Annotated in this window: 26 protein-coding genes; 18 read left to right on the top strand and 8 right to left on the bottom strand. The window is 73.1% G+C overall.

Annotated features, from left to right (window positions below):
- Positions 1–23: 23 nt before the first annotated feature.
- The 4 genes from MRBLMG1_RS21890 to MRBLMG1_RS21875 form a co-directional block, all read right to left on the bottom strand.
- Positions 24–794, bottom strand: coding sequence for a transcriptional regulator (locus MRBLMG1_RS21890; protein ID WP_367825792.1), 771 nt, complete (start codon positions 792–794; stop codon positions 24–26).
- Complete coding sequence (locus MRBLMG1_RS21885) at positions 791–1,198, bottom strand: hypothetical protein (RefSeq protein WP_367825791.1); 408 nt, start codon at positions 1,196–1,198, stop codon at positions 791–793. The genes MRBLMG1_RS21890 and MRBLMG1_RS21885 overlap by 4 nt, the downstream gene beginning before the upstream one ends.
- A gap of 139 nt (positions 1,199–1,337) precedes the next feature.
- Entirely contained in the window at positions 1,338–1,817 is a 480-nt protein-coding gene (locus MRBLMG1_RS21880) for an SRPBCC family protein (RefSeq protein ID WP_367825790.1), read from the bottom strand.
- A gap of 32 nt (positions 1,818–1,849) precedes the next feature.
- Positions 1,850–3,175, bottom strand: coding sequence for a diaminopimelate decarboxylase (locus MRBLMG1_RS21875; protein ID WP_367825789.1), 1,326 nt, complete (start codon positions 3,173–3,175; stop codon positions 1,850–1,852).
- 106 nt (positions 3,176–3,281) lie between these two features.
- Here MRBLMG1_RS21875 and hutU point away from each other — a divergent pair, with 106 nt between their 5' ends.
- The 5 genes from hutU to MRBLMG1_RS21850 all read left to right on the top strand — a co-directional run bounded on the left by hutU (position 3,282) and on the right by MRBLMG1_RS21850 (position 9,725).
- The gene (hutU, locus tag MRBLMG1_RS21870) at positions 3,282–4,946 is read left to right on the top strand and encodes a urocanate hydratase (RefSeq protein WP_367825788.1); all 1,665 of its coding nucleotides are present in this window, start codon (positions 3,282–3,284) and stop codon (positions 4,944–4,946) included.
- Between the two features lie 119 nt (positions 4,947–5,065).
- Positions 5,066–6,262, top strand: coding sequence for an allantoate amidohydrolase (locus MRBLMG1_RS21865; RefSeq protein ID WP_367825848.1), 1,197 nt, complete (start codon positions 5,066–5,068; stop codon positions 6,260–6,262).
- Positions 6,253–7,590 (top strand): formimidoylglutamate deiminase, encoded by a 1,338-nt coding sequence (locus tag MRBLMG1_RS21860; RefSeq protein WP_367825787.1) that lies wholly within the window; start codon positions 6,253–6,255, stop codon positions 7,588–7,590. The genes MRBLMG1_RS21865 and MRBLMG1_RS21860 overlap by 10 nt, the downstream gene beginning before the upstream one ends.
- A gap of 103 nt (positions 7,591–7,693) precedes the next feature.
- Entirely contained in the window at positions 7,694–8,863 is a 1,170-nt protein-coding gene (gene hutI / locus MRBLMG1_RS21855; RefSeq protein WP_367825786.1) for an imidazolonepropionase, read from the top strand.
- Positions 8,864–8,924: 61 nt separating this feature from the next.
- On the top strand, positions 8,925–9,725 hold the full coding sequence (locus MRBLMG1_RS21850; protein WP_367825785.1) for a hypothetical protein: 801 nt from the start codon (positions 8,925–8,927) through the stop codon (positions 9,723–9,725).
- 176 nt (positions 9,726–9,901) lie between these two features.
- Here MRBLMG1_RS21850 and MRBLMG1_RS21845 read toward each other — a convergent pair whose 3' ends face one another.
- Positions 9,902–10,801: an RNA polymerase sigma factor SigF gene (locus MRBLMG1_RS21845; RefSeq protein ID WP_367825784.1), complete on the bottom strand. Its 900-nt coding sequence runs from the start codon at positions 10,799–10,801 to the stop codon at positions 9,902–9,904.
- 221 nt (positions 10,802–11,022) lie between these two features.
- Here MRBLMG1_RS21845 and MRBLMG1_RS21840 point away from each other — a divergent pair, with 221 nt between their 5' ends.
- The 6 genes from MRBLMG1_RS21840 to MRBLMG1_RS21815 all read left to right on the top strand — a co-directional run bounded on the left by MRBLMG1_RS21840 (position 11,023) and on the right by MRBLMG1_RS21815 (position 16,011).
- Positions 11,023–11,394 carry an STAS domain-containing protein gene (locus tag MRBLMG1_RS21840; protein WP_367825783.1) on the top strand — a complete coding sequence of 124 codons (372 nt, stop codon included), beginning with the start codon at positions 11,023–11,025 and terminating at the stop codon, positions 11,392–11,394.
- Between the two features lie 106 nt (positions 11,395–11,500).
- Entirely contained in the window at positions 11,501–11,917 is a 417-nt protein-coding gene (locus MRBLMG1_RS21835; RefSeq protein WP_367825782.1) for an ATP-binding protein, read from the top strand.
- A 149-nt stretch (positions 11,918–12,066) separates the two neighbouring features.
- Positions 12,067–12,750, top strand: coding sequence for a peptidase (locus tag MRBLMG1_RS21830; RefSeq protein ID WP_367825847.1), 684 nt, complete (start codon positions 12,067–12,069; stop codon positions 12,748–12,750).
- Positions 12,750–13,562 carry a hypothetical protein gene (locus MRBLMG1_RS21825; RefSeq protein ID WP_367825781.1) on the top strand — a complete coding sequence of 271 codons (813 nt, stop codon included), beginning with the start codon at positions 12,750–12,752 and terminating at the stop codon, positions 13,560–13,562. Before MRBLMG1_RS21830 ends, MRBLMG1_RS21825 begins: the two co-directional genes overlap by 1 nt.
- Positions 13,559–14,620 (top strand): hypothetical protein, encoded by a 1,062-nt coding sequence (locus MRBLMG1_RS21820; RefSeq protein ID WP_367825780.1) that lies wholly within the window; start codon positions 13,559–13,561, stop codon positions 14,618–14,620. The genes MRBLMG1_RS21825 and MRBLMG1_RS21820 overlap by 4 nt, the downstream gene beginning before the upstream one ends.
- 14 nt (positions 14,621–14,634) lie before the next feature.
- On the top strand, positions 14,635–16,011 hold the full coding sequence (locus MRBLMG1_RS21815; RefSeq protein WP_367825779.1) for a hypothetical protein: 1,377 nt from the start codon (positions 14,635–14,637) through the stop codon (positions 16,009–16,011).
- Between the two features lie 61 nt (positions 16,012–16,072).
- Here MRBLMG1_RS21815 and MRBLMG1_RS21810 read toward each other — a convergent pair whose 3' ends face one another.
- A complete protein-coding gene (locus tag MRBLMG1_RS21810) occupies positions 16,073–17,596 on the bottom strand; it encodes a peptide MFS transporter (RefSeq protein ID WP_367825778.1) in 1,524 nt (507 codons plus the stop codon).
- A gap of 426 nt (positions 17,597–18,022) precedes the next feature.
- Between MRBLMG1_RS21810 and MRBLMG1_RS21805 the strand changes: the two genes are divergently transcribed.
- Both MRBLMG1_RS21805 and MRBLMG1_RS21800 read left to right on the top strand, forming a co-directional pair.
- Entirely contained in the window at positions 18,023–18,700 is a 678-nt protein-coding gene (locus tag MRBLMG1_RS21805) for a response regulator transcription factor (protein WP_030690380.1), read from the top strand.
- Positions 18,701–18,714: 14 nt separating this feature from the next.
- A complete protein-coding gene (locus tag MRBLMG1_RS21800) occupies positions 18,715–19,986 on the top strand; it encodes an ATP-binding protein (protein WP_367825777.1) in 1,272 nt (423 codons plus the stop codon).
- Between the two features lie 157 nt (positions 19,987–20,143).
- Here the strand turns inward: MRBLMG1_RS21800 and MRBLMG1_RS21795 are convergent, their stop codons facing one another.
- Positions 20,144–20,668: a GtrA family protein gene (locus tag MRBLMG1_RS21795; protein WP_367825776.1), complete on the bottom strand. Its 525-nt coding sequence runs from the start codon at positions 20,666–20,668 to the stop codon at positions 20,144–20,146.
- A gap of 174 nt (positions 20,669–20,842) precedes the next feature.
- Between MRBLMG1_RS21795 and MRBLMG1_RS21790 the strand changes: the two genes are divergently transcribed.
- The 4 genes from MRBLMG1_RS21790 to MRBLMG1_RS21775 all read left to right on the top strand — a co-directional run bounded on the left by MRBLMG1_RS21790 (position 20,843) and on the right by MRBLMG1_RS21775 (position 24,759).
- Positions 20,843–21,982, top strand: coding sequence for a 5-(carboxyamino)imidazole ribonucleotide synthase (locus tag MRBLMG1_RS21790; RefSeq protein WP_367825775.1), 1,140 nt, complete (start codon positions 20,843–20,845; stop codon positions 21,980–21,982).
- Positions 21,979–22,512 (top strand): 5-(carboxyamino)imidazole ribonucleotide mutase, encoded by a 534-nt coding sequence (gene purE, locus MRBLMG1_RS21785; protein WP_367825774.1) that lies wholly within the window; start codon positions 21,979–21,981, stop codon positions 22,510–22,512. Before MRBLMG1_RS21790 ends, purE begins: the two co-directional genes overlap by 4 nt.
- Positions 22,509–23,705: a dipeptidase gene (locus MRBLMG1_RS21780; RefSeq protein ID WP_367825773.1), complete on the top strand. Its 1,197-nt coding sequence runs from the start codon at positions 22,509–22,511 to the stop codon at positions 23,703–23,705. The genes purE and MRBLMG1_RS21780 overlap by 4 nt, the downstream gene beginning before the upstream one ends.
- Positions 23,706–23,835: 130 nt before the next feature.
- Positions 23,836–24,759 (top strand): membrane dipeptidase, encoded by a 924-nt coding sequence (locus tag MRBLMG1_RS21775; RefSeq protein ID WP_367825772.1) that lies wholly within the window; start codon positions 23,836–23,838, stop codon positions 24,757–24,759.
- Positions 24,760–24,820: 61 nt separating this feature from the next.
- Here MRBLMG1_RS21775 and MRBLMG1_RS21770 read toward each other — a convergent pair whose 3' ends face one another.
- A complete protein-coding gene (locus MRBLMG1_RS21770; RefSeq protein ID WP_367825771.1) occupies positions 24,821–26,146 on the bottom strand; it encodes a UDP-glucose dehydrogenase family protein in 1,326 nt (441 codons plus the stop codon).
- A gap of 127 nt (positions 26,147–26,273) precedes the next feature.
- On the opposite strand from MRBLMG1_RS21770, the gene MRBLMG1_RS21765 reads away from it, so the two are divergent.
- Positions 26,274–26,436: acyl-CoA dehydrogenase family protein (locus MRBLMG1_RS21765; RefSeq protein WP_367825846.1), on the top strand; the 163-nt coding region annotated here is incomplete at its 3' end.

Genomic DNA, 26,436 nt, shown 5'->3' with positions numbered 1-26,436 from the left:
GCGCAGGCGCAGGGCACGCCTCATCACAGGTGTGCCTCCAGGGCGTCACGGAGCCGGCGCAGCAGGGCGATGTCGGGGTCCGTGACCTGTGGGGCCGCCAAGGGCGCCGGCGCCGGCGGTGCGGACTCGGGTTCCAGGGGCGTCTCGACGAGCCCGGCGGCGGCGAGCCGCCGTATGTCGAGAAGGGTGTGGAAGGCGGGGCGGCCGAGGAGCCGGGCCAGCTCTGCCGGGGTCCGCTCGCCGTCGGCGGCGGCGAGCAGGGCGCGCTGCCGGCCCCCGACGCTCTGGCCGGGGGCGGCGGGGCGCGGCACGACCGGGGCGGTGTCGACGGAGGCGTACGGCCAGACGGCGTCGAGGAGTTCGCGGCGGCGGACGGTCTCGCGCTCGACGGCCTCGGCGGAGACCGGCCGCACGGTGCCGAACCAGTGGCCGACCCCGTACCGGAAGCGGGTGGGTCCGCTGGTGGGGGAGAGGGCGAAGAAGGCCGCGTCGAAGACGGCGCCGAGGTGGCAGATCTCCAGCTCGCCGTCGTGCAGCCGGCCGCTGTCGACGAGGAAGCGGCCGACGGCCCGGTGGGCCCCGGCCCGGTCGACGGCCTCGTCCCAGCCCTCGCGGGGGAGCCGGCCGCCGGTGGTCAGGAGGACGTCGACGCCGGGGGCCGCGGGGCTCTCGGCGTGGACGACCCGGCCGTCGACGAGGTAGAGCGTGCCGTGGTCGCGGAGCAGGGCGCCGGTGGCCTTCTCGGCGGCGAGCCGGACCAGCATGGGGGAGACGGGGGTGGCGACCGCGCTCATCCGAGGACCAGCCTCTCGGCGAGGTCGCGCAGCCGGAGGCGGGCCAGGGCGAGGTTGCCGGTGTGCCGGTCGAGCCAGAGGTGGAGGAAGATGCTGCTGTCGAAGGAGGTCTCGACGAACCGCAGGACGTGGTAGCCGGCGCGGGTGCTGACGATCAGGTCCTCGACGGGCGGGCCGTCGGCGGCCGCCGGGTCGGCGGCGCTGTGGTCGGTCGTGGTGAAGGAGTCGAACTCGGCGGCCGCTCGGGCCAGTTCGGCGGTCTCGGCGGCCGTGGCCTCGTGGTCGCCGGTCGGTGAATCACCCGCCGTCCCGAGGGCGAGCCCGCTGGTCCAGTCGACCAGGGAGGCTCCGCGAGCGCCTGGCAGGGCCATGGCCTCCAGAAGGCACTCGTCGATTCCGGGCACGCGGATTCCCCTCCCGATGCGGCGTGCGAACGTGCGGCAGTGACGGTGACGCTACTGAACGTTCCGGCCTTGGGGAGGCGTTCTGGCATTTTCCATCGGAACATGCCTGTGTCTGACGGAAATTGATCTCGCTCGTCCGTCACATCCGCGACTCGACGGCGTTCGCGATGTCGGACAGGTCCTTCGCCAGCGCCTTGGCGACCGCCTTCGCGCCGAAGCGGGCGAGCAGCCGGGCGACGAGCCCTGGGGTGCGGCCCTGGGCGGGCCGGGCCGAGAAGGCCATCCGCAGGGTGGTGCCGCCGCCGCCGTCGGACGTCAGGCTGAGCGCGGAGACGTAGTGCATGCCGTGCGACTCGGCCACCGTGACGTACCGGTCGGGCGCCTCGCACTCGGTCACGGTCATCTCCTCGGTGGCCTCCTTGCCCAGCATCCGCCGCGTCTCGCGCCAGCGCGTGCCCACGCCGAAGACGCCCTCGGTGAGCACCTCCACCCGCTCGACGCCGGAGAGGACCCGGGGCAGGTCCCGCAGGTCGGTGATCGCCTCCCAGACCCGCCCGGGGGAGGCGGCGACCCGGCGCTCGACGACGACGGAGGTGGTGTCCGTACCCGAAGCAGTCATGTCCCCATCGAAACCGGGCCGCCGGGCCCCCGCTACCGGACGAGCGCGTCCGCCCGCGCCCCGCCCGCCTCGGCGACGATCTCGTCGAGCGTCTGGGGCTCCCGTACGGCCGTGAACGCCACCGCCCCGTCGTCGGCCACCGTGAAGCCGTGGATCCCGGGCCTGGGCAGGCTGTTGTACGCGTAGTGGTGGGCGAAGTAGTACGCGCCGGTGTCCGGGACGGCCACGATGTCGCCCGGGTGCAGCAGCGGCAGCGCGCGCCCGGTGGCGATCAGGTCCCCGGCGAAGCAGGCGGGGCCCGCCACGTCCTGGACGGTGACCTCGCCGGTGCGGGGGCGGCCCTCGGAGTCGTACGGGAGGACGCGCAGCGGCCAGGAGTCGGGGGCGTAGACCGTACGGGTGGCGAGCTGGACGCCCGCGTGGGTGACGGCGATGGGGCGGCCGCCGGAGGTCTTCGTGTACTCGACCCGGGCGAGGACCGTGCCGTGCTTGGCGAGCAGGGAGCGGCCGAACTCGGTGACGAGGCGGTAGCGGCCGTCGAAGAGCCCGGGGGCGGTGTCGGCGAGCAGCCGGGCGTACTCCGCGTACGTCGGCGTCTCCTCGTCGGAGGCGAAGTCGACCGGCAGGCCGCCGCCGATGTCGAGGGTGTCGATCTGCTGCCGGCCGACCGTGCGGTTGATCTCCTCGGCCAGGGCGTACGCCTCGCCGACGCCTTCCGCCATCAGGGCGAGCGGGATGCCCTGGGAGCCGGTGTGGGTGTGCAGCCGGGTCAGCCAGGGCCGCTCGACGAAGGCCTGGACGACGGTCTTGCGGGCGCCCTCGTCGCGGAGCGCCACGCCGAACTTGGAGGTGGCGGTCGCGGTCGAGAGCGCGCCGATGGAACCGGCTCCGACCTGCGGGTTCACCCGGAGTCCGAGGCGCGAGGCGGTGGGCGCCGAGGCCATGAGGGCGTCGAGCCTGGCCAGCTCCTGGAGGTTGTCGGCGTTGACGGCGATCCCGAGCGCGAGGGCCTGGCGGAGCTCGGCCGGGGTCTTCGCGGGCGAGTCGAGCACGGTGTGGCCGGGCGGGATGCCGGCGGCGCGGGCGAGGGCGAGCTCGCCGGGGCTGGCGACCTCGACGCCGAGGCCCGCCTCGTACAGCAGGCGCAGGACGGGGACGAGCGGGGCGGCCTTCACGGCGAAGGCGTGCAGGACGTGGGCGTCGGTGACGGCGGCGAAGGCGCTGGTGAGGGCGGCGGCGGAGGCGCGGATGCCGGCGGTGTCGAGGAGGGCGACGACCGGTTCGGCGGGGGAGAGGAGTCCTTGGTCGACGGAGGCTCGGACGGCGAGATCTCGGCGGGAGGAGGCCATGCGGCCCATCCTCCCCCCTCGCTTCACCGGTACGGGTGAGGGCGGCCCTGTTGACTACAACTATTCAGCAGGTCAGGATGTGAATATCTGAACGACATTCCGAGGAGGCACCCCCATGTCAGGACCCCGCCCCGTACGAGCAGCCCGCGGTACGGAACTGAGCGCCCTGGGATGGCAGCAGGAAGCCGCCCTCCGGATGCTCCAGAACAACCTCGACCCCGAGGTCGCCGAGCACCCCGACAAGCTCGTCGTCTACGGCGGCACCGGCAAGGCCGCCCGCGACTGGCGCTCCTTCGACGCCATGGTCCGCACCCTGCGCACGCTGAAGCAGGACGAGACCATGCTCGTCCAGTCCGGCCGCCCCGTCGGCGTCATGCAGACCCACGAGTGGGCCCCCCGCGTCCTCCTCGCCAACTCCAACCTCGTCGGCGACTGGGCCAACTGGGAGGAGTTCCGCCGCCTGGAGCACCTCGGCCTCACCATGTACGGCCAGATGACCGCCGGCTCCTGGATCTACATCGGCACCCAGGGCATCCTCCAGGGCACCTACGAGACCTTCGCCGCCGTCGCCGCGAAGAAGTTCGGCGGCACCCTGGCCGGCACCATCACCCTCACCGCCGGCCTCGGCGGCATGGGCGGCGCCCAGCCCCTCGCCGTCACCATGAACGACGGCGTCGCGATCTGTATCGACGTCGACCCGCGCGCCATCGCGCGCCGCATCGAGCACCGCTACCTGGACGTCAGGGCCGACGACCTCGCCCACGCCCTCCAGCTGGCGACCGAGGCCCGCGACGCCCGCCGCCCGCTCTCCATCGGCCTCCTCGGCAACGCCGCCGAACTGCTCCCGCAGATGCTCGCCGAGGGCGCCCCGATCGACATCGTGACGGACCAGACCTCCGCCCACGACCCGCTCGCCTACCTCCCCGTCGGCGTCGCCTTCGAGGACATGGCCGACGCGGCGGCGAAGGACCCGGCCGGCTTCACCCAGCGCTCCCGCGAGTCCATGGCCAAGCACGTCGAGGCCATGGTCGGCTTCATGGACGCCGGCGCCGAGGTCTTCGACTACGGCAACTCCATCCGCGGCGAGGCCCAGCTCGCGGGCTACGACCGCGCCTTCGCCTTCCCCGGCTTCGTCCCCGCCTACATCCGCCCGCTGTTCTGCGAGGGCAAGGGCCCGTTCCGCTGGGCCGCCCTCTCCGGCGAGGCCTCGGACATCCACAAGACGGACAAGGCGATCCTCGACCTCTTCCCGGAGAACGAGTCCCTCCACCGCTGGATCAAGATGGCCGGCGAGCGCGTCCACTTCCAGGGCCTCCCCGCCCGCATCTGCTGGCTCGGCCAGGGCGAGCGCGACAAGGCCGGCGACATGTTCAACGACATGGTCGGCAACGGCACCCTCGCCGCCCCCCTCGCGATCGGCCGCGACCACCTCGACTGCGGCTCCGTCGCCTCCCCGTACCGGGAGACCGAGGCCATGCTCGACGGCTCCGACGCCATCGCCGACTGGCCGCTGCTCAACGCCATGGTCAACGTCGCCTCCGGCGCCTCCTGGGTCTCCATCCACCACGGCGGCGGCGTCGGCATGGGCCGCTCCATCCACGCCGGCCAGGTCTCGGTCGCCGACGGCACCAAGCTCGCCGGCGAGAAGATCCGCCGCGTCCTCACGAACGACCCCGGCATGGGCGTCATCCGCCACGTCGACGCCGGCTACGACATCGCCGAGCGCGTCGCCGACGAGAAGGGCGTCCGCGTCCCGATGCGCGAGGGTGACTCCGCGTGACCTCGTCCCACGACGCCGCCGAGGCGCCCCGCGGCTCCGCCCGGGCCGCCTCGGCGGCGGGCGCCGCCACCGACCGCGCGGACCGGGCGGGGCGGCCGGACTCCCCCTCGTTCCACGCGATGTGGCGCAGCCTCGCCCCCATCGGCCGCAACGCGGCCTCCGGCGGCTACCGCCGCCACGCCTGGACCGCGGCCGACGCCGACTGCCGGCTCTGGTTCCGGATGCAGGCCGAGGCCCGCCGCCTCGACGTCGAGACCGACCGCAACGGCAACCAGTGGGCCTGGCTCGGCGACCGCACGGCCGGCGACGCCGTCGTCACCGGCTCCCACCTGGACTCCGTCCCCGACGGCGGCGCCTTCGACGGCCCCCTCGGCGTCGTCTCCTCCTTCGCCGCCCTCGACGAACTCCGCTCCCGCGGCGTCTCGTTCAAGCGGCCCCTCGCCATCGTCAACTTCGGCGACGAGGAAGGCGCCCGCTTCGGCCTCGCCTGCGTCGGCTCCCGCCTCACCGCCGGCCGGCTGACGAAGGAGCAGGCGTACGAGCTCCGCGACGCCGACGGGATCTCCCTCCCGCAGGCCATGGAGGCCGCCGGACACGACCCCTCGACGATCGGGGCCGACCTCGAGCGGCTCGCCCGCATCGGCGCCTTCGTCGAACTGCACGTCGAGCAGGGCCGTGCCCTCGACCTCTCCGGGGACTCCGTCGGCATCGCCTCCGCCATCTGGCCGCACGGCCGCTGGCGGTACGACTTCGCCGGCGAGGCCAACCACGCCGGGACCACCCGGCTCGTCGACCGCCGCGACCCCATGCTCACCTATGCGGAGACGGTCCTCGCCGCCCGCCGCGAGGCCGAACTCGCCGGCGCCGTCGCCACCTTCGGCAAGATCGCGGTCGAACCGAACGGCGTCAACGCCATCCCCTCCCTGGTCCGCGGCTGGCTCGACGCCCGCGCCGCCGACCAGGACTCCCTGGACAAGGTCGTCACCGGCGTCGAGGCGGAGGCCCGCGCCTACGCCGAACGCCACGGCATCGACCTCACCGTCGTCCAGGAGTCCTTCACCCCGATCGTGGACTTCTCGCACACCCTGCGCGACGAGCTCTCCCGGATCCTGGGCGCGACGGGGAAGGTCCCGGTCCTCGGCACCGGCGCGGGACACGACGCGGGCATCCTGTCCGAATCGATCCCGACCGCCATGCTGTTCGTACGCAACCCCACCGGCGTCTCGCACTCCCCGGCCGAATTCGCGGCCGAGGACGACTGCGTGGCCGGTGTCCTCGCACTCGCCGACGTACTGGAGGAGCTGGCGTGTCGCTGACGACGTACTGGCTGGAACACGCCTGGCTCGGCACGAACGTCGAGCCCGGCGTGGCCCTGGAGGTCACCGACGGCCGCGTCGCCGCGGTCCGGACCGGCGTGGCGACCGCGCCCCCCGGCGCCGTCGCCCTCCACGGCCTCACCGTCCCCGGCCTCGCCAACGCCCACTCGCACGCCTTCCACCGCGCCCTGCGCGGCACGGTCCAGGTCGGCTCCGGGACCTTCTGGACCTGGCGCGAGGTCATGTACACCGTCGCCCAGCGCCTCACCCCCGACAGCTACTTCGCGCTCGCCCGCGCGGTGTACGCGGAGATGGCGCTCGCCGGCATCACCGCCGTCGGAGAGTTCCACTACCTCCACCACGCGCCCGGCGGCAGCCCCTACGCCGACCCCAACGCGATGGGCGAGGCGCTCGTCGCCGCCGCCGCCGAGGCCGGCATCCGCATCACCCTCCTCGACACCGCCTACCTCTCCGCCGGCTTCGGCGCCGCCCCCGAGCAGCACCAGCTCCGCTTCACCGACGGCACGGCGGAGAAGTGGGCCGAGCGGGTCTCGGCGCTCAAGGACCGGGACGGCGTACGCGTCGGCGCGGCCATCCACTCCGTACGCGCCGTCCCGGCGGACCAGCTCGGGACCGTCGCCCGGTGGGCACAGGAGCGCGACGCGCCCCTCCACGTCCACCTGTCGGAGCAGACCGCCGAGAACGACGCCTGCCTCGCGGCGCACGGCCTCACCCCCACCCAGCTCCTCGCCGAGCACGGTGTCCTGGGCGCGCGGACGACCGGCGTCCACAACACCCACATGACCGACACGGACATCGCCCTGATCGGCTCGACGTCCACCGGCACCTGCATGTGCCCGACGACCGAACGCGACCTCGCGGACGGCATCGGCCCGGCCGTCGCCCTCCAGCGCGCCGGCTCCCCGCTCTCCCTCGGCAGCGACAGCCACGCCGTCGTCGACCTCCTGGAGGAAGCGCGGGCCATGGAGCTGAACGAGCGCCTCCGCACCCGCACCCGCGGCCACTGGACCGCCGCCGCCCTGCTCCGCGCCGCGACGGCCGACGGCCACGCCGCCCTCGGCTGGCAGGACGCCGGCGTCATCGAGGAGGGCGCCCTGGCGGACTTCGCCACCATCGCCCTGGACACGGTCCGCACGGCGGGCCCCGTCCCGCGCCTCGCCGCCGAGACCGCCGTCTTCGCCGCCACCGCCGCCGACGTCCGGCACGTCGTCGTCGGCGGCCGCCACATCGTCCGCGACGGCTTCCACACCGCCGTCCCCGACGTCGGCAAGGCCCTCGCGGACTCGATCGCCGCCCTGCGGAGCTGACGCCGCCCCCGTGTGGTGCGCCATCGTTCCGCAGGGCGGAACGGGTGGGCACCGCACGGGCCACCGGCCGCACCCACCCCGCCCGCCCCCACCGGAGAGCAGCATGACGACCACGGTCATCAAGAACATCGGCAGCCTGGTCACGAACGACCCCGCCCTCGGCGAAGGCCCCCTCGGCCTGCTCCAGGACGCGGCCCTCGTCCTGGACGGCGACACCGTCGCCTGGGCCGGCCCCGCCGCCCAGGCCCCCGCCGCCGACCACGCCGTCGACGCGGGAGGCCGCGCCGTCGTCCCCGGCTTCGTCGACTCCCACTCCCACCTCGTCTTCGCGGGCGACCGCACCGCCGAGTTCAACGCCCGCATGTCCGGCCAGCCGTACAAGGCGGGCGGCATCCGCACGACGGTCGCGGCGACCCGCGCGGCCTCGGACGCCGAACTCTCCGCGAACGTGGCCCGCTACCTCCGCGAGGCCCTCGCCCAGGGCACCACCACCTTCGAGACCAAGTCCGGCTACGGCCTGACCGTCGAGGACGAGGCCCGCGCCCTGCGCATCGCGGCCGAGCACACCGACGAGGTCACGTACCTCGGCGCGCACATCGTCTCCCCGGACTACGCGGACGACCCGGCGGCGTACGTGGACCTCGTCACGGGCGAGATGCTGGACGCCTGCGCCCCCTACGCCCGCTGGGTGGACGTCTTCTGCGAGACGGGCGCCTTCGACGGCGACCAGGCCCGCGCGATCCTCACCGCCGGCAAGGCCAAGGGCCTCCACCCCCGGGTGCACGCCAACCAGCTCACGTACGGCCCCGGCGTCCAGCTCGCGGTGGAGCTCGACGCGGCGAGCGCGGACCACTGCACCCACCTGACCGACGAGGACGTCGACGCGCTCGCCTCCGGCAACACGGTCGCCACCCTCCTGCCCGGGGCGGAGTTCTCCACCCGCGCCGAGTGGCCGAACGCCCGCCGCCTCCTGGACGCGGGCGTCACCGTCGCCCTCTCCACCGACTGCAACCCCGGTTCGTCCTTCACCTCCTCCGTCCCGTTCTGCATCGCCCTCGCCGTACGGGACATGGGCATGACCCCCGACGAGGCCGTCTGGTCCGCCACCGCCGGCGGCGCGGCGGCGCTGCGCCGCACCGACGTCGGCCGCCTCTCCCCCGGCGCCCGCGCGGACCTCGCCGTCCTCGACGCCCCGTCCCACGTCCACCTGGCCTACCGCCCGGGCGTGCCCCTGGTGACGGAGGTCTGGCGCAAGGGCGTGCGGGCCGTCTGAGCACCGGGTTTGAGTAGGCGTACTCAGGTGTGGGCCGGACCCCCCGGCCCACACTTCACCCATGACGTCAACTTCCCTGCGCAGCAGTCGAGTCGGTCGCGGTCTTGTTCTGGCGGCCCTGAGCGCCCTCGCCCTCACGGCCTGCGGCACGGAGGGCGCGGCGGGCGGGACCTCCGCCGCGGCCGGATCCACGCAGGTCGCGGCCCCCACGCCGACCGCCGCACCGGCCTCGACGCCGGCCTCCACCCCGACGCCCACGGCGCCGGCCACCGACCCCGCCGACGACCCGAACCGCACCCCTGAGGAGCAGGCGGCCGAGCTGAGGTTCATGCAGCTCGTCGTCCGCGTCGCCGAACCGTGCACGGAGGGCCTCCCCACCGTGCCGCCGCCGGCGGCCGACGGACCTCCGCCGCCGCCGGCGGCCGACGGACCTCCGCCGCCGCCGCCGGTCGACGGACCGCCGCCGCCCACCTCCCGCCCCGCCGACGTCCCGCTCCCGGAATCCGCGCCGGCCTCCGAAGAGTCCTGGAGCTTCGAACGCGCCCGCCAGGAGCAGCCGTTGAGCGGTATGGAGAAGTGCGCCGCGCCCCTCCACGGCAAGCGCGTCACCCAGGCCCTCGACGGCAGGACGGCCGCCACCCCCGCCGCCGTCACGAAGGCCCTCCACGGCATCGGCTACGACGTCGACTACCGCCTCGACGGCCCCCACCAGTCCGGCGGCAAGGTCTCCTTCACCCTCGACCTCCGCTCCATGGGCAGCCAGCTCTGCCTCTCCGCCACCTTCGACGGCACCCGCACCACCCTCGACCCCTACGGCGCCTCCCCGGACGTCCGCTGCCCGGACGTGAAGCGCCGCGCCTGACCCCACCGGAACCGGCGCACGACCTCGTTCCTCAGGACACCGAGGCCCTCACCAGCGCCCCGGCGCGAGCATCCCGGACGTGCGGAAGGGCCCGTCCGGGGCCGGCCGGAGTCCGGCGGGTCGTGAACGGGCCCTTCTCCGGGGCCTCTTCGGCGGCTCGGGGGAGCCGGTGGAGGTCACTCCTCCAGGGTGAGGCCGCGGCGCAGCCGGGCGAGGGTGCGGGAGAGCAGCCGGGACACGTGCATCTGGGAGATGCCGAGTTCGGATCCGATCTCCGACTGGGTGAGGCCGGAGACGAAGCGGAGGGAGAGGATCTGCCGGTCGCGTTCGGGCAGCGAGGCGATCATCGGCTTGAGGGAGGCGATGTACTCGATCCCGGTCAGGCCGTGGTCCTCGTAGCCGAGCCGGTCGGAGAGCGCGGCCTCGCCGCCTCCGCCCTCCTCGTCGTCGGGCTGCGCGTCGAGCGAGGTCGCGGTGTACGCGTTGCTCGCCGTCATGCCCTCGACGACCTCCTCGGGGGGGATGCCGAGCGCTTCGGAGAGTTCGGCGACGGTCGGGGCGCGGTCGAGGCTCTGGGAGAGCTCGTCGCCGACCCTGGCCAGGTCGAGCCGGAGCTCCTGGAGCCGGCGTGGCACGTGCACGGACCACGAGGTGTCACGGAAGAAGCGCTTGATCTCGCCGATGATCGTCGGCATCGCGAAGGTGGGGAACTCGACGCCGCGGGCGAGCTCGAAGCGGTCGATCGCCTTGATGAGGCCGATGGTGCCGACCTGGACGATGTCCTCCATCGGCTCGCTGCGGGAGCCGTAGCGCGCGGCGGCGAACCTGACCAGGGCCAGGTTGAGTTCGACGAGTGTGTTGCGGACGTACGCGTGGTCGTGGGTGCCCTCCTCGAGCTCCGCGAGCCGGGCGAAGAGCTGCTTCGACAGGGCGCGGGAGTCGACCGGTCCGATCCGGTCGAGGGGGACGTCGTGGGGGACGGCGGGTACGTCGTGCGGCAGTTCGGGGATTGCGGGGAGGGGATGCGCCGCCGACGGCGCGTCGGGGGTACGCGGGGCGTCGAGCCGGGGTGACATGGGTCTCCTTCGTCGTGCTTCTGCTGCGGTTTGCGGCGCCTCCAAAGCCGGTCGTGTCGGGTGCTCCCTTCTAGCCCTACCTGCTCGAAGGTGATCGTTGCAAGTGCCAATAATCCGCTTCGTCCCTTTATGTGGGGGAGCGTGGGTGCACGGAACGCCGCCCCGCTTGTAGGGTTCGACGCACGTCAGTCGGCACCGCGAGAGCGAGAAGAGGCACGGTCATGGACCGCCAGCACATCGGCAGCGCGCAGCCCGCCCGGCTGCGGGTCGAGGTCCGGACCCTGGACGGCGCGAGCGAACTCCTCACGCCGGTGGGTGAGCTCGATCACCACACCGCCGAACTGCTGCGCGCCCCGCTGGACGACGCGCTGGACGCGGGCCGTTCACGGCTCGTCGTCGACTGCTCGGGCCTGGAGTTCTGCGACTCGACCGGCCTCAACGTGCTGCTCGGCGCCCGCCTGCGGGCCGACGCGGCCGGCGGAGGCGTCCATCTGGTGGCGATGCGGCCCCCGGTGGCCCGGGTGTTCCACATCACGGGCGCGGAAGCCGTCTTCACCCTCCATGAGACGCTCGCCACGGCGCTCCCCGGCTGAGGCCGGTGTCGTCGCGGGGCCTCCGGCACCGCCCGCGTTCCCGCCCGCACGTCCCGCCCCTGTGTCTCGTCCCCTCTGTCTCGTCGATCGGTGAGGTGAAGCGTTGATGGACCAAGATTCCGACGTCCGTACGCTCGCCCTCGGCGAGACCAGCGGCACCGTGCCGCTCGCCCGCGACTTCACGCGGACGGCGCTCCAGGAGTGGGGCTGGCTGCCCGCCGCCACCGCCGACCGCAGGGCCGCGGCCGAGGACGTCCTGCTCGTCGTCTCCGAGCTCGTCACCAACGCCTGCCTGCACGCCGAGGGCCCCGAACGGCTCCGTGTCCTGCGCCGGTCCGCGGTCCTGCGCCTCGAAGTCACCGACCGGGGCGCCGGACAGCCCGCGCCGCGCACCCCGCACCGCTCCGGCCGGCCCGGCGGGCACGGCATGTTCATCGTGCAGCGGCTCTGCCTGAACTGGGGCATCGACCGGACCCCCGGCTCCCCCGGCAAGACGGTCTGGGCCGAACTCGCCGCTCCCTGAGTCGAGATGGGGGGAGCGGGGCTCCCCAGGACCTTCACGTTCTCTCTTTCTTCGTGCTTCTTCCCTCCGTGAGGCCTCAGGCGTACCTTGGCGCCCAATCTGAAAGACCGTCAGTTACGTTGCGGTGAGGGGTGCTCGGGGTGTCCAAGGTGCCGAACCTGAGGAGAACGACCGCCGCGCTCACCGCGGCGGTCGCGATGACGGGCGCGGCCGTGCTGGCCTCCGCGCCGGCCGCGCAGGCGGCGGTGGTCGACGTCGACTACGCCTGCGAGACGAAGATCGGACCGAAGAGCGCCGTCTCGCCCGTCGACATCAAGGCCGTCAAGAGCGGCAACGGCTACACGATCACCATGTCGTTCGAGAAGGGCGTCTCCGACAGCCCGATCGAACTCCCCAAGGGCGTCATGACCCCCCGCGCCGAACTCGTCCTCGGCGGCGACGCGACCGGCACGGTCAAGGTCAAGGGCACCCCGAACACGGCCGCCATCCCGCCCGACACCCCGATCGCCATCGGCACCCTCACCGGCACCTTCACCCCGAAGAAGAACGGCAAGGTCACCTTCACCGCCGGCACGCTGATCGTGCACGCGCTCGGCATGGACGCGGCCACCTGCACCCCCGGGAACCATCCCGAACCGTCGCTCGAACTCCAGGTCAGCGGCGTCTCGGGAGGCGGCGGCGACACCCCGCCGCCCGCCGACGAGGGCTCCGGCGAGGAACTTCCGAAGACCGGCCCGCTCGACTCCGCCATGGCCCTCGGCACCCTCGGCGGCACCGTCCTGCTGACCGGCGCCGCCGGAGTCCTCTGGCTCACGCGGCGCACGGCACGCTGATGCGGGCGGCGGCGCGCTCCGGGCTCGTCGCCGCCGCGACCGCCCTCGTCGGCGCGGTGGCGGCGGCTCCCCCCGGAGCCCAGGGCTGGACGGCGGCGCCCGCCGCCGGCCGGCCGTACGCCTATCTGGAGGGCCAGGCCGGCAGCGTCCTCCAGGACACCCTGTCGGTGACCAACCCGGGCGCGGGACCCCTCACCGTCCGCCTCACCGGGCAGGGCGCGCCGGTGGCCTTCGCGGCGCGGACCGTGACCGTCCCGGCCAGGACCAGGGCGGACGTGCCCTTCGCCGTGACCGTCACCGCCGACACCCCGCCCGGCGACCACCGGGGGACCGTGCGCGCCACGGCCGCGGGGCGCGAGGTGCGCGTGGACCTGCGGCTGCGGGTGAACGGCCCCCGGCTCGCCGCGCTCACCGTCGAGGACGTCCGCGTCGACGCCGGCACCCTGCGCTACACCCTGGTCAACCGCGGCACCACGGTCCTCGCCCCGACCCTCGCGATCCGGGCCGAAGGGCTCCTCGGCACGGTCCTCGACCGCCCCGACCGCGCCCTGCCGCTCACCCTCAGGCCCGGCGAACGGGCCGTCCGCACCGAACCCTGGCCCGACCCGCCCGCCCTCGACTTCGTCACCGTCCGGCTGACCGCCACCGCGCCGGGCGCCGCCCCCGCCACGGCCCGCGCCGAGGCGGCCTTCGCCTCGGGTCCCGCGCTCGCCGCGGTGGCCGGGCTGCTGCTCGCGGCCGGCGGCGGCGCGTGGGCGGTGCGGCGGCGCGGGTCCCGTACCGAGCGCGCCCCGGAGGGAGCGACACCATGAGGACGATCAGGACGGCCGCCGCTCTGCTGGCGGCCCTCGCCCTGGCGCTGCTGCCCGCGGCACCCGCGGCGGCCGCCCCGGGGCCGGCCGTCGAGCTCTCGCAGCCGGAGGGCGGCAAGGGCGGCGAGATCACGGTCAGCGGCAGCGGCTGGAAACCGGGCGCGCTGCTCATGCTCCTGATCTGCGGCCAGGCGGCTCCGGGGCGGGGTGTCATCGGCGGCACCAACTCCTGCGCCAACACCGAGGGCCGGGCCGCCACCGTCGACGCCAGGGGCGCGTTCAGCGCGAAGCTCCCGGTCTCCGAACCGCCCAAGCCCTGCCCCTGCGTGGTGCACGTCGCCGGGGTGACCGGGCAGCAGGACGCCGTCGACCGGGAGTTCACCGTCGCCGGGCATCCCACCGCGCCCCTCCCCGAGGCCTCGGGCGACGGCCGGCTCGCGGTCCTCGCGGCCGTACGGCTCGACGGCTCCAGCGGCCTCCTCGTCTGGTTCGGGGCGCCCCCGCGCCGGGACGTCGTCTTCACCGTCGGCAACCTCGGCTCCGCGCCCGTCCGCGACCCCGTCTTCGAGGTCGGCACGAGCCACGGCGTCTTCGCCCCGCAGTACGAGGAACGGCAGTGGCGCGGCACGATCCCGCCCGGCGGGAAGGCCCTCGTCCGCCTCCCGGCCGAACTGACGGCCGGCGCCCACGGCGACTACCAGGTCTCCGTCCGGTACGCGGGCAAGGTCCTGGTCGAGCAGCCCTGGGGCGTCGGCCGGCCCTGGGGCGTGACGCTCTTCTGGGCGCTGCTCGCCGTCGTCGTGCCGGCGGCGCTGTTCCGGATCGGGATGGCCGTGGTGGACCGGGTCCGCCCGCCGGCCGGCCCGGCCCGGACGCCCGCCCGCCCGGGCCGCAGCCCCACCCGGACCCGTACCCGGACCCGTACTTCCGTCCCCGCCGCCCCCGTACCGGGCGGTCCGGGGGACGGCGAACCGGCCACGGCCCTGCCGTGGTTCAGCCCTGACTCCGCACCGTCAGCGCCAGAGAGCAGCAGCCCGACGACGAAGGGACAGGTGTGAGTACGCAACGGAGGATGAGCGCGGCCGGGGTCGCGCTGATGCTCGGCGGCGCGGGGATCCTGTATGCCGCCGGCCCCGCCCAGGCCGCCGAGATCTCGTACAAGACGGAGTGCATCCCGCCGTCCATCTCCGGGCTTCCGCCCGTGCAGGGCACCACGAAGGTGCTCGTCACCGCACCGGCGGAGGCCAAGGTCGGCGACGAGGTCGAGATCGTCTGGAAGACGGTCCAGGCCGCCTCGAAGAACCCCGACGTCCTCGACCTCGGCCAGGACACGGTCAAGCCGACCGGCGTCCTCACCGTCGGCGGCGCGGCGACCGGCACCGTCGCCATGGAGGGGCCCCGGCAGAACCCGCCGATCCCCAAGAACAGCCCGATGGTGCTGCCCGACATGAAGGGCAAGCTGAAGCTGACGAAGGCGGGTGACATCACCCTCACGCCCGGCAAGTACACGATCAACGTGTCCAAGCCCCTCTCGACGGACACCAAGTGCTCGCCGAAGGAAGCCGTCCCCGTCGGCGCGACGATCAAGGTCACGGACGGCGGCGGCTCCACGACGACGTCCGGCGGCACGACGTCGGGCGGTACGACCACCTCAGGCGGTACGACCACGTCCGGAGGCACCACCACCTCCGGCGGCACGACCACCTCAGGGGGTACGACCACGACGTCGGGCGGCACCACGACGTCCGGTGGCACCACCACCTCCGGCGGGAGCTCCGGCGGGGGCGGCGGGCGGACCGACTTCCCGGGCAAGGAGGTGACCGTCGCGTTCGCCTGCAAGGCGCCCGGACCGGCGGCCATCGACTCCAAGGTGACGATCAACGCCAAGAAGAACGGCGAGGTCTACGACCTCACCGTCAAGACGGCCAAGGGCGTCATGAACAGCCCGGCGGCCCTGCCCAAGGGGGCCCTCACGCCCTCCATGGCGATCAGGATCGGCGGAGCCGACAGCGGCACCGTGAAGGTGACCGGCGCGCCCAACCCCACCGCCCTCGCGGAGAAGGCGCCGGTGAGCCTGGAGGACATGAAGGGCACGTACCGGCCCGGCGCGACCGGGAAGTCGACGCTCAGCCCCGGCACGCTCACCATCAAGGTCACCCTCGGCACCGTGAAGATGGAGATCCCCTGCCAGGTCAAGGGCGCCGTGAAGGCCTCCCTCGAACTGGACACCAGCAAGCAGGCCGGCGGCGCCTCCGGCAGCACGGACGCCGGGACGGACGGCGGCAGCGGTTCGCCCTCCGGCTCCGGCGGCTCCTCCGGCGAGAACCTCGCCGAGACGGGCGCCGAGCACGACGGCGCCCTGCGCGCCCTCGCGCTGGTCGCCGGCACGGTCATCCTGCTCGGCGGCGCGGTGTTCACCTTCACCCCCTGGGCGCGGCTCAGGAGGTGAGGGAACGGCGAAGGCCGCCGCACCCGAGGGGTGCGGCGGCCTTCGGCCGTACGGGGTGGGGTCAGTGGACGCTGCCCATGAGCCCCTGGACCTTCTTGCGGTACATGTAGATCGCGAAGCCGGCCGCGACGGCGAGCGTCGCCTGGAGCGCGATGATCCCCGTGCCGTTGAGGTCGACGCCCGCGATGGAGAGCAGACCCGTGGTGCAGTCACCGGCGGTGACGGCGAGGAACCAGACGCCCATCATCTGGGAGGCGTACTTCTGCGGCGCCATCTTCGTGGTGACGGAGAGGCCGACCGGGGAGAGGCACAGCTCACCGATGGTCTGGATCATGTAGATCGTGACCAGCCACATCGGGGAGACCTTGGTGCCGTCGCCCGCCATGTTCATCGGGACGATGAAGACGAAGAAGGACGCGCCGACCAGGACGAGGCCCATCGCGAACTTCACGATGGTGTTCGGCTCCTGGTTCTTGCGGGCCAGCCACAGCCACAGCCAGGCGAAGACCGGGGCCAGCGCCATGACGAACAGCGGGTTCAGCGACTGGTACCAGGTGGCGGGGAAGCCGAGGCCGAAGATGGTGTCGGCGGTCTTGTCGTCCGCGAACAGGGAGAGCGTCGAGCCGCCCTGGTCGTAGATCATCCAGAAGATGGCGGCGGCGACGAAGAACCAGATGTAGCCGGTCACGCGGGACTTCTCGCCCGACGTCAGGTCCTTGTCGCGCTTGATGCGGGCCAGGACGGCGACCGGGATGATCAGGCCCGCGAGGGTGATCGGGACCATCGCCCAGTTCAGGGTGTACATGCCCAGGGCGACGACGGCACCGTAGAACGCGGCGATGACGACGGCGATGACGGCGACCTTGGTGATGACGGCCTTGCGCTCCGCGGCGGACAGCGGGTTCGGGACCTCGCTGCTCTTCGGGTTCAGCGTCTTGCCGAAGGCCAGGAAGACGGCCAGGCCGATGCCCATGCCGACGGCGGCGAGGGCGAAGCCGAGGTGCCAGTTGACCTTCTCGCCGACGGTGCCGATGACCAGCGGGGCGAAGAACGCGCCCAGGTTGATGCCGATGTAGAAGAGCGTGAAGCCACCGTCACGGCGCGGGTCGTCCGCACCCTTGTACAGGTGGCCGACCATCGTCGAGATGTTGGCCTTCAGCAGACCGGAGCCGACCGCGACGAGCGCGAGACCGACGAAGAACATCGCCTGGCCCGGTATGGCCAGCGAGACGTGGCCGAGCATGATCACGGAGGCCGCGATGGCGACGGTCTTGCGGGCGCCCCAGACGCGGTCGCCGAACCAGCCGCCGGGCATGGCCATCAGGTAGACCATCGAGACGTAGACGGAGTAGATCGCCGTCGCCGTCGCGGCGGTCATCGCGAGGCCGCCGCCCTGGCTGCCCGTAGCGGCGTCCACGCCGCCGGAGACCAGGTACAGAACGAGAAGGGCCCTCATGCCGTAGTAGGAGAAACGCTCCCACATCTCGGTCATGAAGAGGGTGGCCAGGCCACGGGGGTGGCCGAGGAAGGTCTTCTCGTAGCCGAGGGGTTCGGCCGCCGAGTCCTTCGTCAGGCTGGACGCCATGTCGATCCTTGCTCTGTCGGGACGCACGCCTTGTGAGCGTGATGCGCCCGGTGGGGGAGGCCGGCACCGGCGGGGTCGTCGGACTCCACCGGGATCCACGCCCCGGGAGACGCGTGTACGCGCTCCGGGACCCGGCCCACAGGTCATTCGTCGTCACCGAGGGTGGCAGGGCCCACCTCACGCAGAAAGAGGACCTTGGCGCGCGAAGCTGGCCAAAGGTCCCCGAATACCGCTACTGACGTCTCGCCACCATACGACACGACAGTGCCGGATATGGAAGGACTTGAGAGATGGATCACAGGCGTGGGCGCAACCACGCAAGGCCATTCGAAGGTCATGTGAAAGATACCCACAAGATCCCCAGGGGATGTCCGGCCCGTGTGGATCCCGCACCGGCCCGGACCCCGTGCGGACTACCATCACCCCATGACCCGTGTACTGCTCGCCGAGGACGACGCATCCATCTCGGAACCGCTGGCCCGCGCCCTGCGGAGAGAGGGGTACGAGGTCGAGGTCCGCGAGGACGGCCCCACCGCTCTCGACGCCGGACTCCAGGGCGGCGTGGACCTGGTCGTGCTCGACCTCGGCCTGCCCGGCATGGACGGCCTCGAAGTCGCCCGGCGGCTGCGCGCCGAGGGCCACACGGTCCCGATCCTGGTCCTCACCGCACGGGCGGACGAGGTCGACACCGTGGTCGGGCTCGACGCGGGCGCCGACGACTACGTCACCAAGCCCTTCCGGCTCGCCGAGCTCCTCGCCCGGGTCCGGGCCCTCCTCCGGCGCGGCTCCACCGAGCCCGCCGTCGCCCCCGCCACCCACGGCGTGCGCATCGACGTCGAGTCGCACCGCGCCTGGATGGGGGACGAGGAGCTCCAGCTCACGGCCAAGGAGTTCGACCTCCTGCGCGTCCTCGTCCGCGACGCCGGCCGGGTCGTCACCCGCGACCAGCTGATGCGCGAGGTCTGGGACACCACCTGGTGGTCGTCCACCAAGACCCTCGACATGCACATCTCCTGGCTCCGCAAGAAGCTCGGCGACGACGCCGCCAACCCCCGCTACATCGCCACCGTCCGCGGAGTCGGCTTCCGCTTCGAAAAGAGCTGAGCCACCGTTAAGCCATGCGCCGCCGTCTGATCAACTCCACGCTCGCCGTGGTGCTCGTCGTCATCGCCGTGTTCGGTGTGTCCCTGGTGCTCGTGGAGACCCGGACGATCTCGAACAGCGCCCAGGAGAGCGTCGACTCGGAGGCACTGCGGATCGTCTCGATCGTCGACAGCCGGCTGATCGGCGGTGAGCCGGTGAACCCGGACATCCTGGCCGAGCAGAGCGGCGCGAAGCGGTACGCGCAGATCCGCATCCCCGGACGGGAGTCGATCGAGATCGGCGCCCGCCCCGAGGGGGACGTCATCCGGGGCCTGGCCGAGGGCGAGCGCGGGGAGACCGTGATCGTCGAGGAGTCCCGCTCGGCGGTCACCGCCGAGGTCGGCCGCACCCTCCTGATCATCGGCGCCGTGGCGCTGCTCGCCGTCGTCGCCGCCGTCCTCCTCGCCGTACGCCAGGCCGACAAGCTGGCGTCCCCGCTCACCGACCTCGCGGAGACCGCCGAACGCCTCGGCTCCGGCGACCCGCGGCCCCGGCACAAGCGGTACGGGGTCCCCGAGCTGGACCGCGTCGCGGACGTCCTGGACGCCTCGGCCGAGCGGATCGCCCGGATGCTCACCGCCGAGCGCCGGCTCGCCGCCGACGCCTCCCACCAGCTCCGCACGCCCCTCACGGCGCTCTCCATGCGCCTGGAGGAGGTCGCCCTCGCCGACGACCTGGACACGGTCAAGGAGGAGGCGACGATCGCGCTCACCCAGGTCGAGCGGCTCACCGACGTCGTCGAGCGGCTGCTCACCAACGCGCGGGACCCCCGCACCGGCTCCGCCGTCGCCTTCGACCTCGACGAGGTCGTCAAGCAGCAGATCGAGGAGTGGCGGCCGGCCTACCGCAGCGCGGGGCGGGCCATCGTGCACTCGGGCAAGCAGGGGATGCGGGCCGTCGGCACCCCCGGCGCGGTCGCCCAGGTCCTCGCCGCCCTGATCGAGAACTCGCTCATGCACGGCGGCGGCACGGTCGCCCTGCGCACCCGGGTCACCGGAAACCAGTCGGTGATCGAGGTCACCGACGAGGGTCCCGGCGTCCCGGCCGACCTCGGCGCGCGGATCTTCGAGCGGGCGGTCAGCGGGCGCAGCTCGACCGGCATCGGCCTGGCGGTCGCCCGCGACCTCGCGGAGGCGGACGGCGGGCGCCTGGAGCTGCTCCAGCAGCAGCCGCCGGTCTTCGCGCTCTTCCTGAGCCGCGAGGTCAGGAGCGTCTCGGAGGAACCCCGGGACCGCCCGGTCCGCTGACCGGCGCCTCTCGCACTCCGGTCCGCCGACCGTCCGGGCCGCGAGGCGCGACCGCACGGCGGTGTCTCCGGACACGAAAGGGCCGGTCCGCTGTGTCTCTCCGCACACGAAAGGGCCGGTCCGCGGACGGACCGGCCCTTTCGGGGAGTGCGGGGGATCAGACCCGGTCGGGCTGGCGACCGGTCGCCTGACGCGGGGCGTGCTCCAGGAGCGCTTCGGCCGCCTGCACGGCCTCCTTCTCCTCCGGGTCGGGCATCGCGCGGAAGACCCAGGTGCGGTACGACCAGAAGCGGAAGACCGTGCCGACGCCGATGCCGAAGAACTTGAAGAAGTTGCTCTGCAGCGGGGTGTCCCAGCCGAAGCCGTACGTCGCCGCGTAGAGCAGACCGTTCTGGATGACCAGGCCGATCACGCTGAACACGAGGAACAGGGTCATCTCGCGGGTGCGGCGGCTCTTGTCCCGGTCCCGGTAGGTGAAGTACCGGAAGCCGAGGTAGTTGAATCCGATCGCGACGACGGTCGCGATCACGCTCGCCCGGACGACGGGGAGGTCCGTGACGGACCGCACGAGGTTGAAGACGCCGAGGTCCACCAGGACCCCGAGGCCGCCCACCGCGCCGAACTTCGCGAACTCACGGGTGAGCCGGTCGAGCTGCACCCGCAGTGCGCCTCGTTCACTCATGGTGGTTGCTCGTTTCATCCGTTCATATGACGTCCGGATGACGTCAACCCATCCATGCTAACTAGCCCGTCCGGTGATCGTCTGCCCGCCGTCGAAACTCTGATGCTTCCCCGTCCCGCCTGTGTCAACACACAGCCGAACGGGTCATCCGGATTGTGCGGATACCCTAAGAGGGTGACGTTCCCCGTAGTAGGCATGGTCGGCGGCGGGCAGCTCGCCCGTATGACCCACGAGGCGGGTATCCCCCTCGGCATCAAGTTCAAGCTCCTCAGCGACACCCCGCAGGACTCCGCGGCCCAGGTGGTGAGCGAGGTCGTCATCGGCGACTACCGCGACCTGGACACGCTGCGTGACTTCGCGCGCGGCTGCGATGTGATCACCTTCGATCACGAGCACGTCCCCACCGAGCACCTGCGCGCCCTCGAAGCGGACGGCATCCCCGTCCGCCCGGGCCCCGACGCCCTGGTGCACGCCCAGGACAAGGGCGTCATGCGCGCCAAGCTCGACGAGATCGGCGCCCCCAGTCCCCGGCACCGCATCGTGGCGGACTCCGAGGACGCGGCCGCCTTCGCGGCCGAGGTCGGCGGCTTCCCGATCATCCTCAAGACCGTGCGCGGCGGCTACGACGGCAAGGGCGTCTGGTTCGTCCGCACCGAGGCCGACGCCCGCGACCCCTTCCTCGCCGGGGTCCCGGTCCTCGCCGAGGAGAAGGTCGACTTCGTCCGCGAGCTCGCGGCGAACATCGTCCGCTCCCCGCACGGCCAGGCCGTCGCCTACCCGGTCGTCGAGTCCCGCCAGGTCGACGGCGTCTGCGACACCGTGATCGCGCCCGCGCCCGACCTCGACGACGCGCTCGCCGGCCAGGCGCAGGAGCTGGCGCTCCGGATCGCCAAGGAACTCGGCGTCGTCGGCCACCTCGCCGTCGAGCTGTTCCAGACCACGGACGGCCGCATCCTCGTCAACGAACTGGCGATGCGCCCGCACAACTCCGGCCACTGGACGCAGGACGGGGCGATCACCTCGCAGTTCGCCAACCACGTCCGGGCGGTTCTCGACCTCCCCCTCGGCGATCCGCGGCCGCGCGCACCGTGGACCGTGATGTGCAATGTCCTGGGCGGCGACTACCCGGACATGTACTCCGCGTACCTGCACTGCATGGCCAGGGACCCGCAGCTCAAGATCCACATGTATGGCAAGGACGTGAAGCCCGGCCGCAAGGTGGGGCACGTCAACACCTACGGCGACGACCTGGACGACGTGCTGGAGCGCGCCCGCCACGCCGCCGGCTACCTGCGAGGAACGATCACCGAATGAGCCCCGCCACCGCCCCCGTCATCGGCATCGTCATGGGATCCGACTCCGACTGGCCCGTCATGGAGGCCGCCGCCCAGGCCCTCGACGAGTTCGAGATCCCGTACGAGGTCGACGTCGTCTCCGCCCACCGGATGCCCCGCGAGATGATCGCGTACGGCGAGGAGGCGGCCGGCCGCGGCCTGAAGGCGATCATCGCGGGCGCGGGCGGCGCCGCCCACCTGCCCGGCATGCTCGCCTCCGTCACCCCGCTCCCCGTCATCGGCGTGCCGGTGCCGCTGAAGTACCTCGACGGCATGGACTCGCTGCTCTCCATCGTGCAGATGCCGGCCGGCGTGCCCGTCGCCACGGTCTCCGTCGGCGGCGCCCGGAACGCGGGCCTGCTCGCCGCCCGGATCCTCGCCGCGCACGACCCCGAGCTGCTCGGCCGCATGCGCGACTTCCAGCAGGAGCTGAACGACCAGGCGACCGAGAAGGGCAAGCGGCTGCGGGCCAAGGTCGAGGGCGCGGAGTCGTTCGGCTTCGCCAAGTGACCGCGGCGGACCACCTCGCGGAGGCCCGGGAACTCCTGGCCTCCGCGCCCGTCGTCGACGGCCACAACGACCTCCCGTGGGCCCTGCGCAAGCACGTCCGGTACGACCTCGACCGGCTCGACATCGGCGCGGACCAGACCGGCGCGCTCCACACCGACCTCGCCCGCCTCCGGGCCGGCGGCGTCGGCGCCCAGTTCTGGTCCGTGTACGTGCCCTGCGCGCTGGCCGGCGACGACGCGGTCAGCGCGACCCTGGAGCAGATCGACATCGTCGACCAGCTCCTGGAGCGGTACGCCGCCGACCTCGCCCCGGCCCTCACTGCGGACGACATGGAGGCGGCCCGCGCACAGGGCCGCATCGCCTCCCTCAAGGGCGCCGAGGGCGGCCACTCGATCAACAACTCCCTCGCCACCCTGCGGGCCCTGCACACCCTGGGCGTGCGCTACATGACGCTCACGCACAACGACAACAACGACTGGGCGGACTCGGCGACCGACGAGCCCGGCGTCGGCGGCCTCACCGCCTTCGGCCGGCAGGTCGTCCGCGAGATGAACCGCTCCGGCATGCTCGTCGACCTCTCGCACGTCGCCGCCACCACCATGCGGGACGCGCTCGACGCCTCGACGGCGCCGGTGATCTTCTCGCACTCCTCGGCCCGCGCCGTCTGCGACCACCCGAGGAACATCCCGGACGACGTCCTGGAGCGGCTGCCCGCCAACGGCGGTGTGGCGATGGCCACCTTCGTGCCCAAGTTCATCCTCCCCGCGGCCGTCGAGTGGACCGCCCGCGCGGACGACAACCTCCGGGCCCACGGCCTCGACCACCTCGACACCACCCCCGAGGCCATGCGGCTCCACCGCGCCTTCGAGGAGGCGAACCCCCGGCCCGTCGTGACCGCCGCCACGGTCGCCGACCACCTCGACCACATGCGCGAGGCCGCCGGCATCGACCACATCGGCATCGGCGGGGACTACGACGGCACCGCCTTCACCCCCGTCGGCCTCGACGACGTCGCCGGCTACCCGAACCTGATCGCGGAGCTCCTCCACCGCGGCTGGTCCCGCTCCGACCTCGCCCGTCTGACCTGGTCGAACGCGGTCCGCGTCCTGCGCGACGCGGAATCGGTCTCCCGTGACCTGAGGAGCCGTACGGCCCCGTCGAACGCCACCATCGAGGCGCTCGACGCCTCTTAGGACGGGCCCCGCGGATCACCCGGACGGCGTACTCCGCCGAGCCCCCCGAGGGGGCCGGTGGCACGGTGGACGGTACTGCCCCGCCGCTCTCGGCGGGGCGGTACTGCATCGCCGAGTTCGGAGTATGACCATGGCGGAACTGCTTGACGACCATCCCCACCTCTCCACCGTCCCTGCCGCCGCCGGCGAGCTCGACCCTCCGGAGCCACCCCCGCCGCTCGACGAGACGGCGCGCGCCCGGGCCATCCTCGCCGCCCAGCCCGTCACCGAGGGCCACGCCGGACTCCCCGGGAGCCTCGACCCCGAGGACCTGCCGCCGGCCCGCGCCGCGGAGGCCGGGGCGCAGCTCTGGTCGCTGGACGTGGAGGCCGACGAGGGCGTCATCGGGACCCTGCGCCGGATCGACGCCGTCAGGGCGCTCGTCGCCGCCTGCCCGGAGGACCTGAGGCTGGCGTACACGACCTCGGAGATGGCCCACGCCCGCAACTGCGGCCGCGTCGCCGCGGTGCTCGGGCCGGTCGGCTGGACCGCGCTCGGCGGCTCCGCGGCCACCCTGCGGGCGTACCACGCGCTCGGCGTACGGGCCGTGAACCTCACCCGCTTCGACCGCTTCGCCCGTGACGCGGTACGCGAGATGAACCGCATCGGCCTGGCCGTCGACCTGTCCGGCGCCGACCAGGACACGGTCCGCCGCACCCTGGCGGTGACCCGCGCCCCGGCCCTGCTGACCCGGGCGGCCCCGGAGGGGCTGCCGGACGACGTGCTGCGCCTGCTCGGCGCGAACGGCGCCGTCTGCATGGTCACGGTGACCGACGACCCGGCCGCCGCCGCCGACGTCCTCGACCGGGTGCGGGCGGAGGCGGGCGCGCACTGCGCGGGCGTCTCCCACACCACCGACCCGGCCGTCGGCTACGTCCCGCTCTTCGCGGAGCTGCTCCGCCGGGGCTGGACGGCCCAGGAGCTGGTCGGGCTCGCGCACGCCAACGTCACCCGGGCGCTGCGCGAGACCGAGTTCCTGGCCCGCACGAACCGGATCCGCCCGGCCGCGGCCTGACCGTACGGACGCGAGAGGGGCGCACCGCCACGGCGGTGCGCCCCTCCTCGTGCCCTCCGGATCAGGCGCGCGGGCGGCCCATCGCCCGGTACGTCCAGCCGGCGGCCCGCCAGCGCTCGCCGTCGAGGGCGTTGCGGCCGTCGAGGACGACCCGGGCGGCGGCGACCTCCGCCAGCTCCGCGGGGTCGAGCTCGCGGAACTCGCGCCACTCCGTCAGGTGCAGCACCACGTCCGCCCCGCGTACGGCCTCCAGGGCCGAGTCGGCGTACCCCAGGGTCGGGAAGACGCGGCGCGCGTTCTCCATGCCCTTCGGGTCGTACACGGTGACCTGGCCGCCCTGGAGGTGTATCTGGCCGGCCACGTTGAGCGCGGGGGAGTCGCGGACGTCGTCCGAGTCCGGCTTGAAGGTGGCGCCGAGCACGGCGACCCGGCGGCCCAGGAAGGTGGACCCGCCGAGGGCCTCGCGGGCCATCTCCACCATCTGGCCGCGCCGCCGCATGTTGATCGAGTCGATCTCGCGCAGGAAGGTCAGCGCCTGGTCGGCGCCGAGCTCGCCGGCCCGGGCCATGAAGGCCCGGATGTCCTTGGGCAGGCAGCCGCCGCCGAAGCCGATGCCGGCGCGCAGGAACTTGGAGCCGATCCGGTCGTCGTGGCCGATGGCCTCGGCCAGCTTGGCGACGTCGGCGCCCGCGGCCTCGCACAGCTCGGCCATCGCGTTGATGAAGGAGATCTTCGTCGCGAGGAAGGAGTTCGCGGACGTCTTCACCAGCTCGGCCGTCGGGAAGTCGGTGACCACGAACGGCGAGCCCGCGCCGACCGGGACGGCGTACACCTCGCGCAGGACCTTCTCCGCCGTCCCGCCGCGGACGCCGACGACGATCCGGTCCGGGCGCAGGGTGTCCTGCACGGCGAAGCCCTCCCGCAGGAACTCGGGGTTCCAGGCGAGGTCGACGCCCTCCGGCAGCAGCCCCGCGAGCCGCTCGGCCGAGCCGACGGGCACGGTGGACTTGCCGACGACCAGGGCCCCTTCGCGTACGACTCCGGCAAGGGAGGCGAAGGCGGCGTCCACGTAACTCATGTCACAGGCGTACTCGCCGTGCTTCTGCGGGGTGTTCACGCAGACGAAGTGCACGTCGCCGAAGGCGCCGACCTCCTCCCAGGAGGTGGTGAAGCGCAGCCGCCCGCTCGATCCCTCGATGCCGGCCACGTGCTTCGCGAGGAGCTCTTCGAGGCCGGGCTCGTACATGGGGACGCGGCCGGCGGCCAGCATCTCGATCTTCTCGGGGACGACGTCGAGCCCGAGCACCTCGAAGCCCAGCTCCGCCATGGCCGCGGCGTGGGTCGCGCCGAGGTAGCCGGTGCCGATCACGGTGATCTTCAGGGCCATGCGGGTCTCCAGGGAACGTCGGCCGGAAATGCCTGCCCGAGCATAGTCGTGCCCTGGTCCGGGGCCGGGGCACGCCCTACCATTTCAGTTACTTAACGGTAGTTAGCAAGCCTGGGAGTGAGTGAACGTGACGGGTTCCAAGGACTTCGACCTCTATCGGCCCTCCGAGGAGCACGACATGCTCCGGGAGTCGGTCCGTGCGCTCGCGGAGGCGAAGATCGTTCCGTTCGCGGCGGCGGTGGACGAGGAGGGCCGGTTCCCGCAGGAGGCGCTGGACGCGCTGGTCGCCA

Source organism: Streptomyces sp. LMG1-1-1.1 (assembly GCF_040815545.1).
Taxonomy (GTDB): Bacteria; Actinomycetota; Actinomycetes; order Streptomycetales; family Streptomycetaceae; genus Streptomyces.
The sequence above is the reverse complement of the archived record's forward strand: the minus strand, read 5'-3'. Positions and strand labels throughout refer to the sequence as shown.

Coding starts and splice junctions, on each gene's coding strand:
- purE (WP_367825774.1), top strand. CDS start 21,979: ATGAGCCCCGCCACCGCCCCCGTCATCGGCATCGTCATGGGATCCGAC.
- MRBLMG1_RS21815 (WP_367825779.1), top strand. CDS start 14,635: ATGAGCGCGGCCGGGGTCGCGCTGATGCTCGGCGGCGCGGGGATCCTG.
- MRBLMG1_RS21810 (WP_367825778.1), bottom strand. CDS start 17,596: ATGGCGTCCAGCCTGACGAAGGACTCGGCGGCCGAACCCCTCGGCTAC.
- MRBLMG1_RS21825 (WP_367825781.1), top strand. CDS start 12,750: ATGCGGGCGGCGGCGCGCTCCGGGCTCGTCGCCGCCGCGACCGCCCTC.
- MRBLMG1_RS21840 (WP_367825783.1), top strand. CDS start 11,023: ATGGACCGCCAGCACATCGGCAGCGCGCAGCCCGCCCGGCTGCGGGTC.
- MRBLMG1_RS21865 (WP_367825848.1), top strand. CDS start 5,066: ATGTGGCGCAGCCTCGCCCCCATCGGCCGCAACGCGGCCTCCGGCGGC.
- MRBLMG1_RS21880 (WP_367825790.1), bottom strand. CDS start 1,817: ATGACTGCTTCGGGTACGGACACCACCTCCGTCGTCGTCGAGCGCCGG.
- MRBLMG1_RS21800 (WP_367825777.1), top strand. CDS start 18,715: ATGCGCCGCCGTCTGATCAACTCCACGCTCGCCGTGGTGCTCGTCGTC.
- MRBLMG1_RS21875 (WP_367825789.1), bottom strand. CDS start 3,175: ATGGGCCGCATGGCCTCCTCCCGCCGAGATCTCGCCGTCCGAGCCTCC.
- MRBLMG1_RS21820 (WP_367825780.1), top strand. CDS start 13,559: ATGAGGACGATCAGGACGGCCGCCGCTCTGCTGGCGGCCCTCGCCCTG.
- hutI (WP_367825786.1), top strand. CDS start 7,694: ATGACGACCACGGTCATCAAGAACATCGGCAGCCTGGTCACGAACGAC.
- MRBLMG1_RS21770 (WP_367825771.1), bottom strand. CDS start 26,146: ATGGCCCTGAAGATCACCGTGATCGGCACCGGCTACCTCGGCGCGACC.
- MRBLMG1_RS21805 (WP_030690380.1), top strand. CDS start 18,023: ATGACCCGTGTACTGCTCGCCGAGGACGACGCATCCATCTCGGAACCG.
- MRBLMG1_RS21850 (WP_367825785.1), top strand. CDS start 8,925: ATGACGTCAACTTCCCTGCGCAGCAGTCGAGTCGGTCGCGGTCTTGTT.
- hutU (WP_367825788.1), top strand. CDS start 3,282: ATGTCAGGACCCCGCCCCGTACGAGCAGCCCGCGGTACGGAACTGAGC.
- MRBLMG1_RS21890 (WP_367825792.1), bottom strand. CDS start 794: ATGAGCGCGGTCGCCACCCCCGTCTCCCCCATGCTGGTCCGGCTCGCC.
- MRBLMG1_RS21795 (WP_367825776.1), bottom strand. CDS start 20,668: ATGAGTGAACGAGGCGCACTGCGGGTGCAGCTCGACCGGCTCACCCGT.
- MRBLMG1_RS21845 (WP_367825784.1), bottom strand. CDS start 10,801: ATGTCACCCCGGCTCGACGCCCCGCGTACCCCCGACGCGCCGTCGGCG.
- MRBLMG1_RS21835 (WP_367825782.1), top strand. CDS start 11,501: ATGGACCAAGATTCCGACGTCCGTACGCTCGCCCTCGGCGAGACCAGC.
- MRBLMG1_RS21775 (WP_367825772.1), top strand. CDS start 23,836: ATGGCGGAACTGCTTGACGACCATCCCCACCTCTCCACCGTCCCTGCC.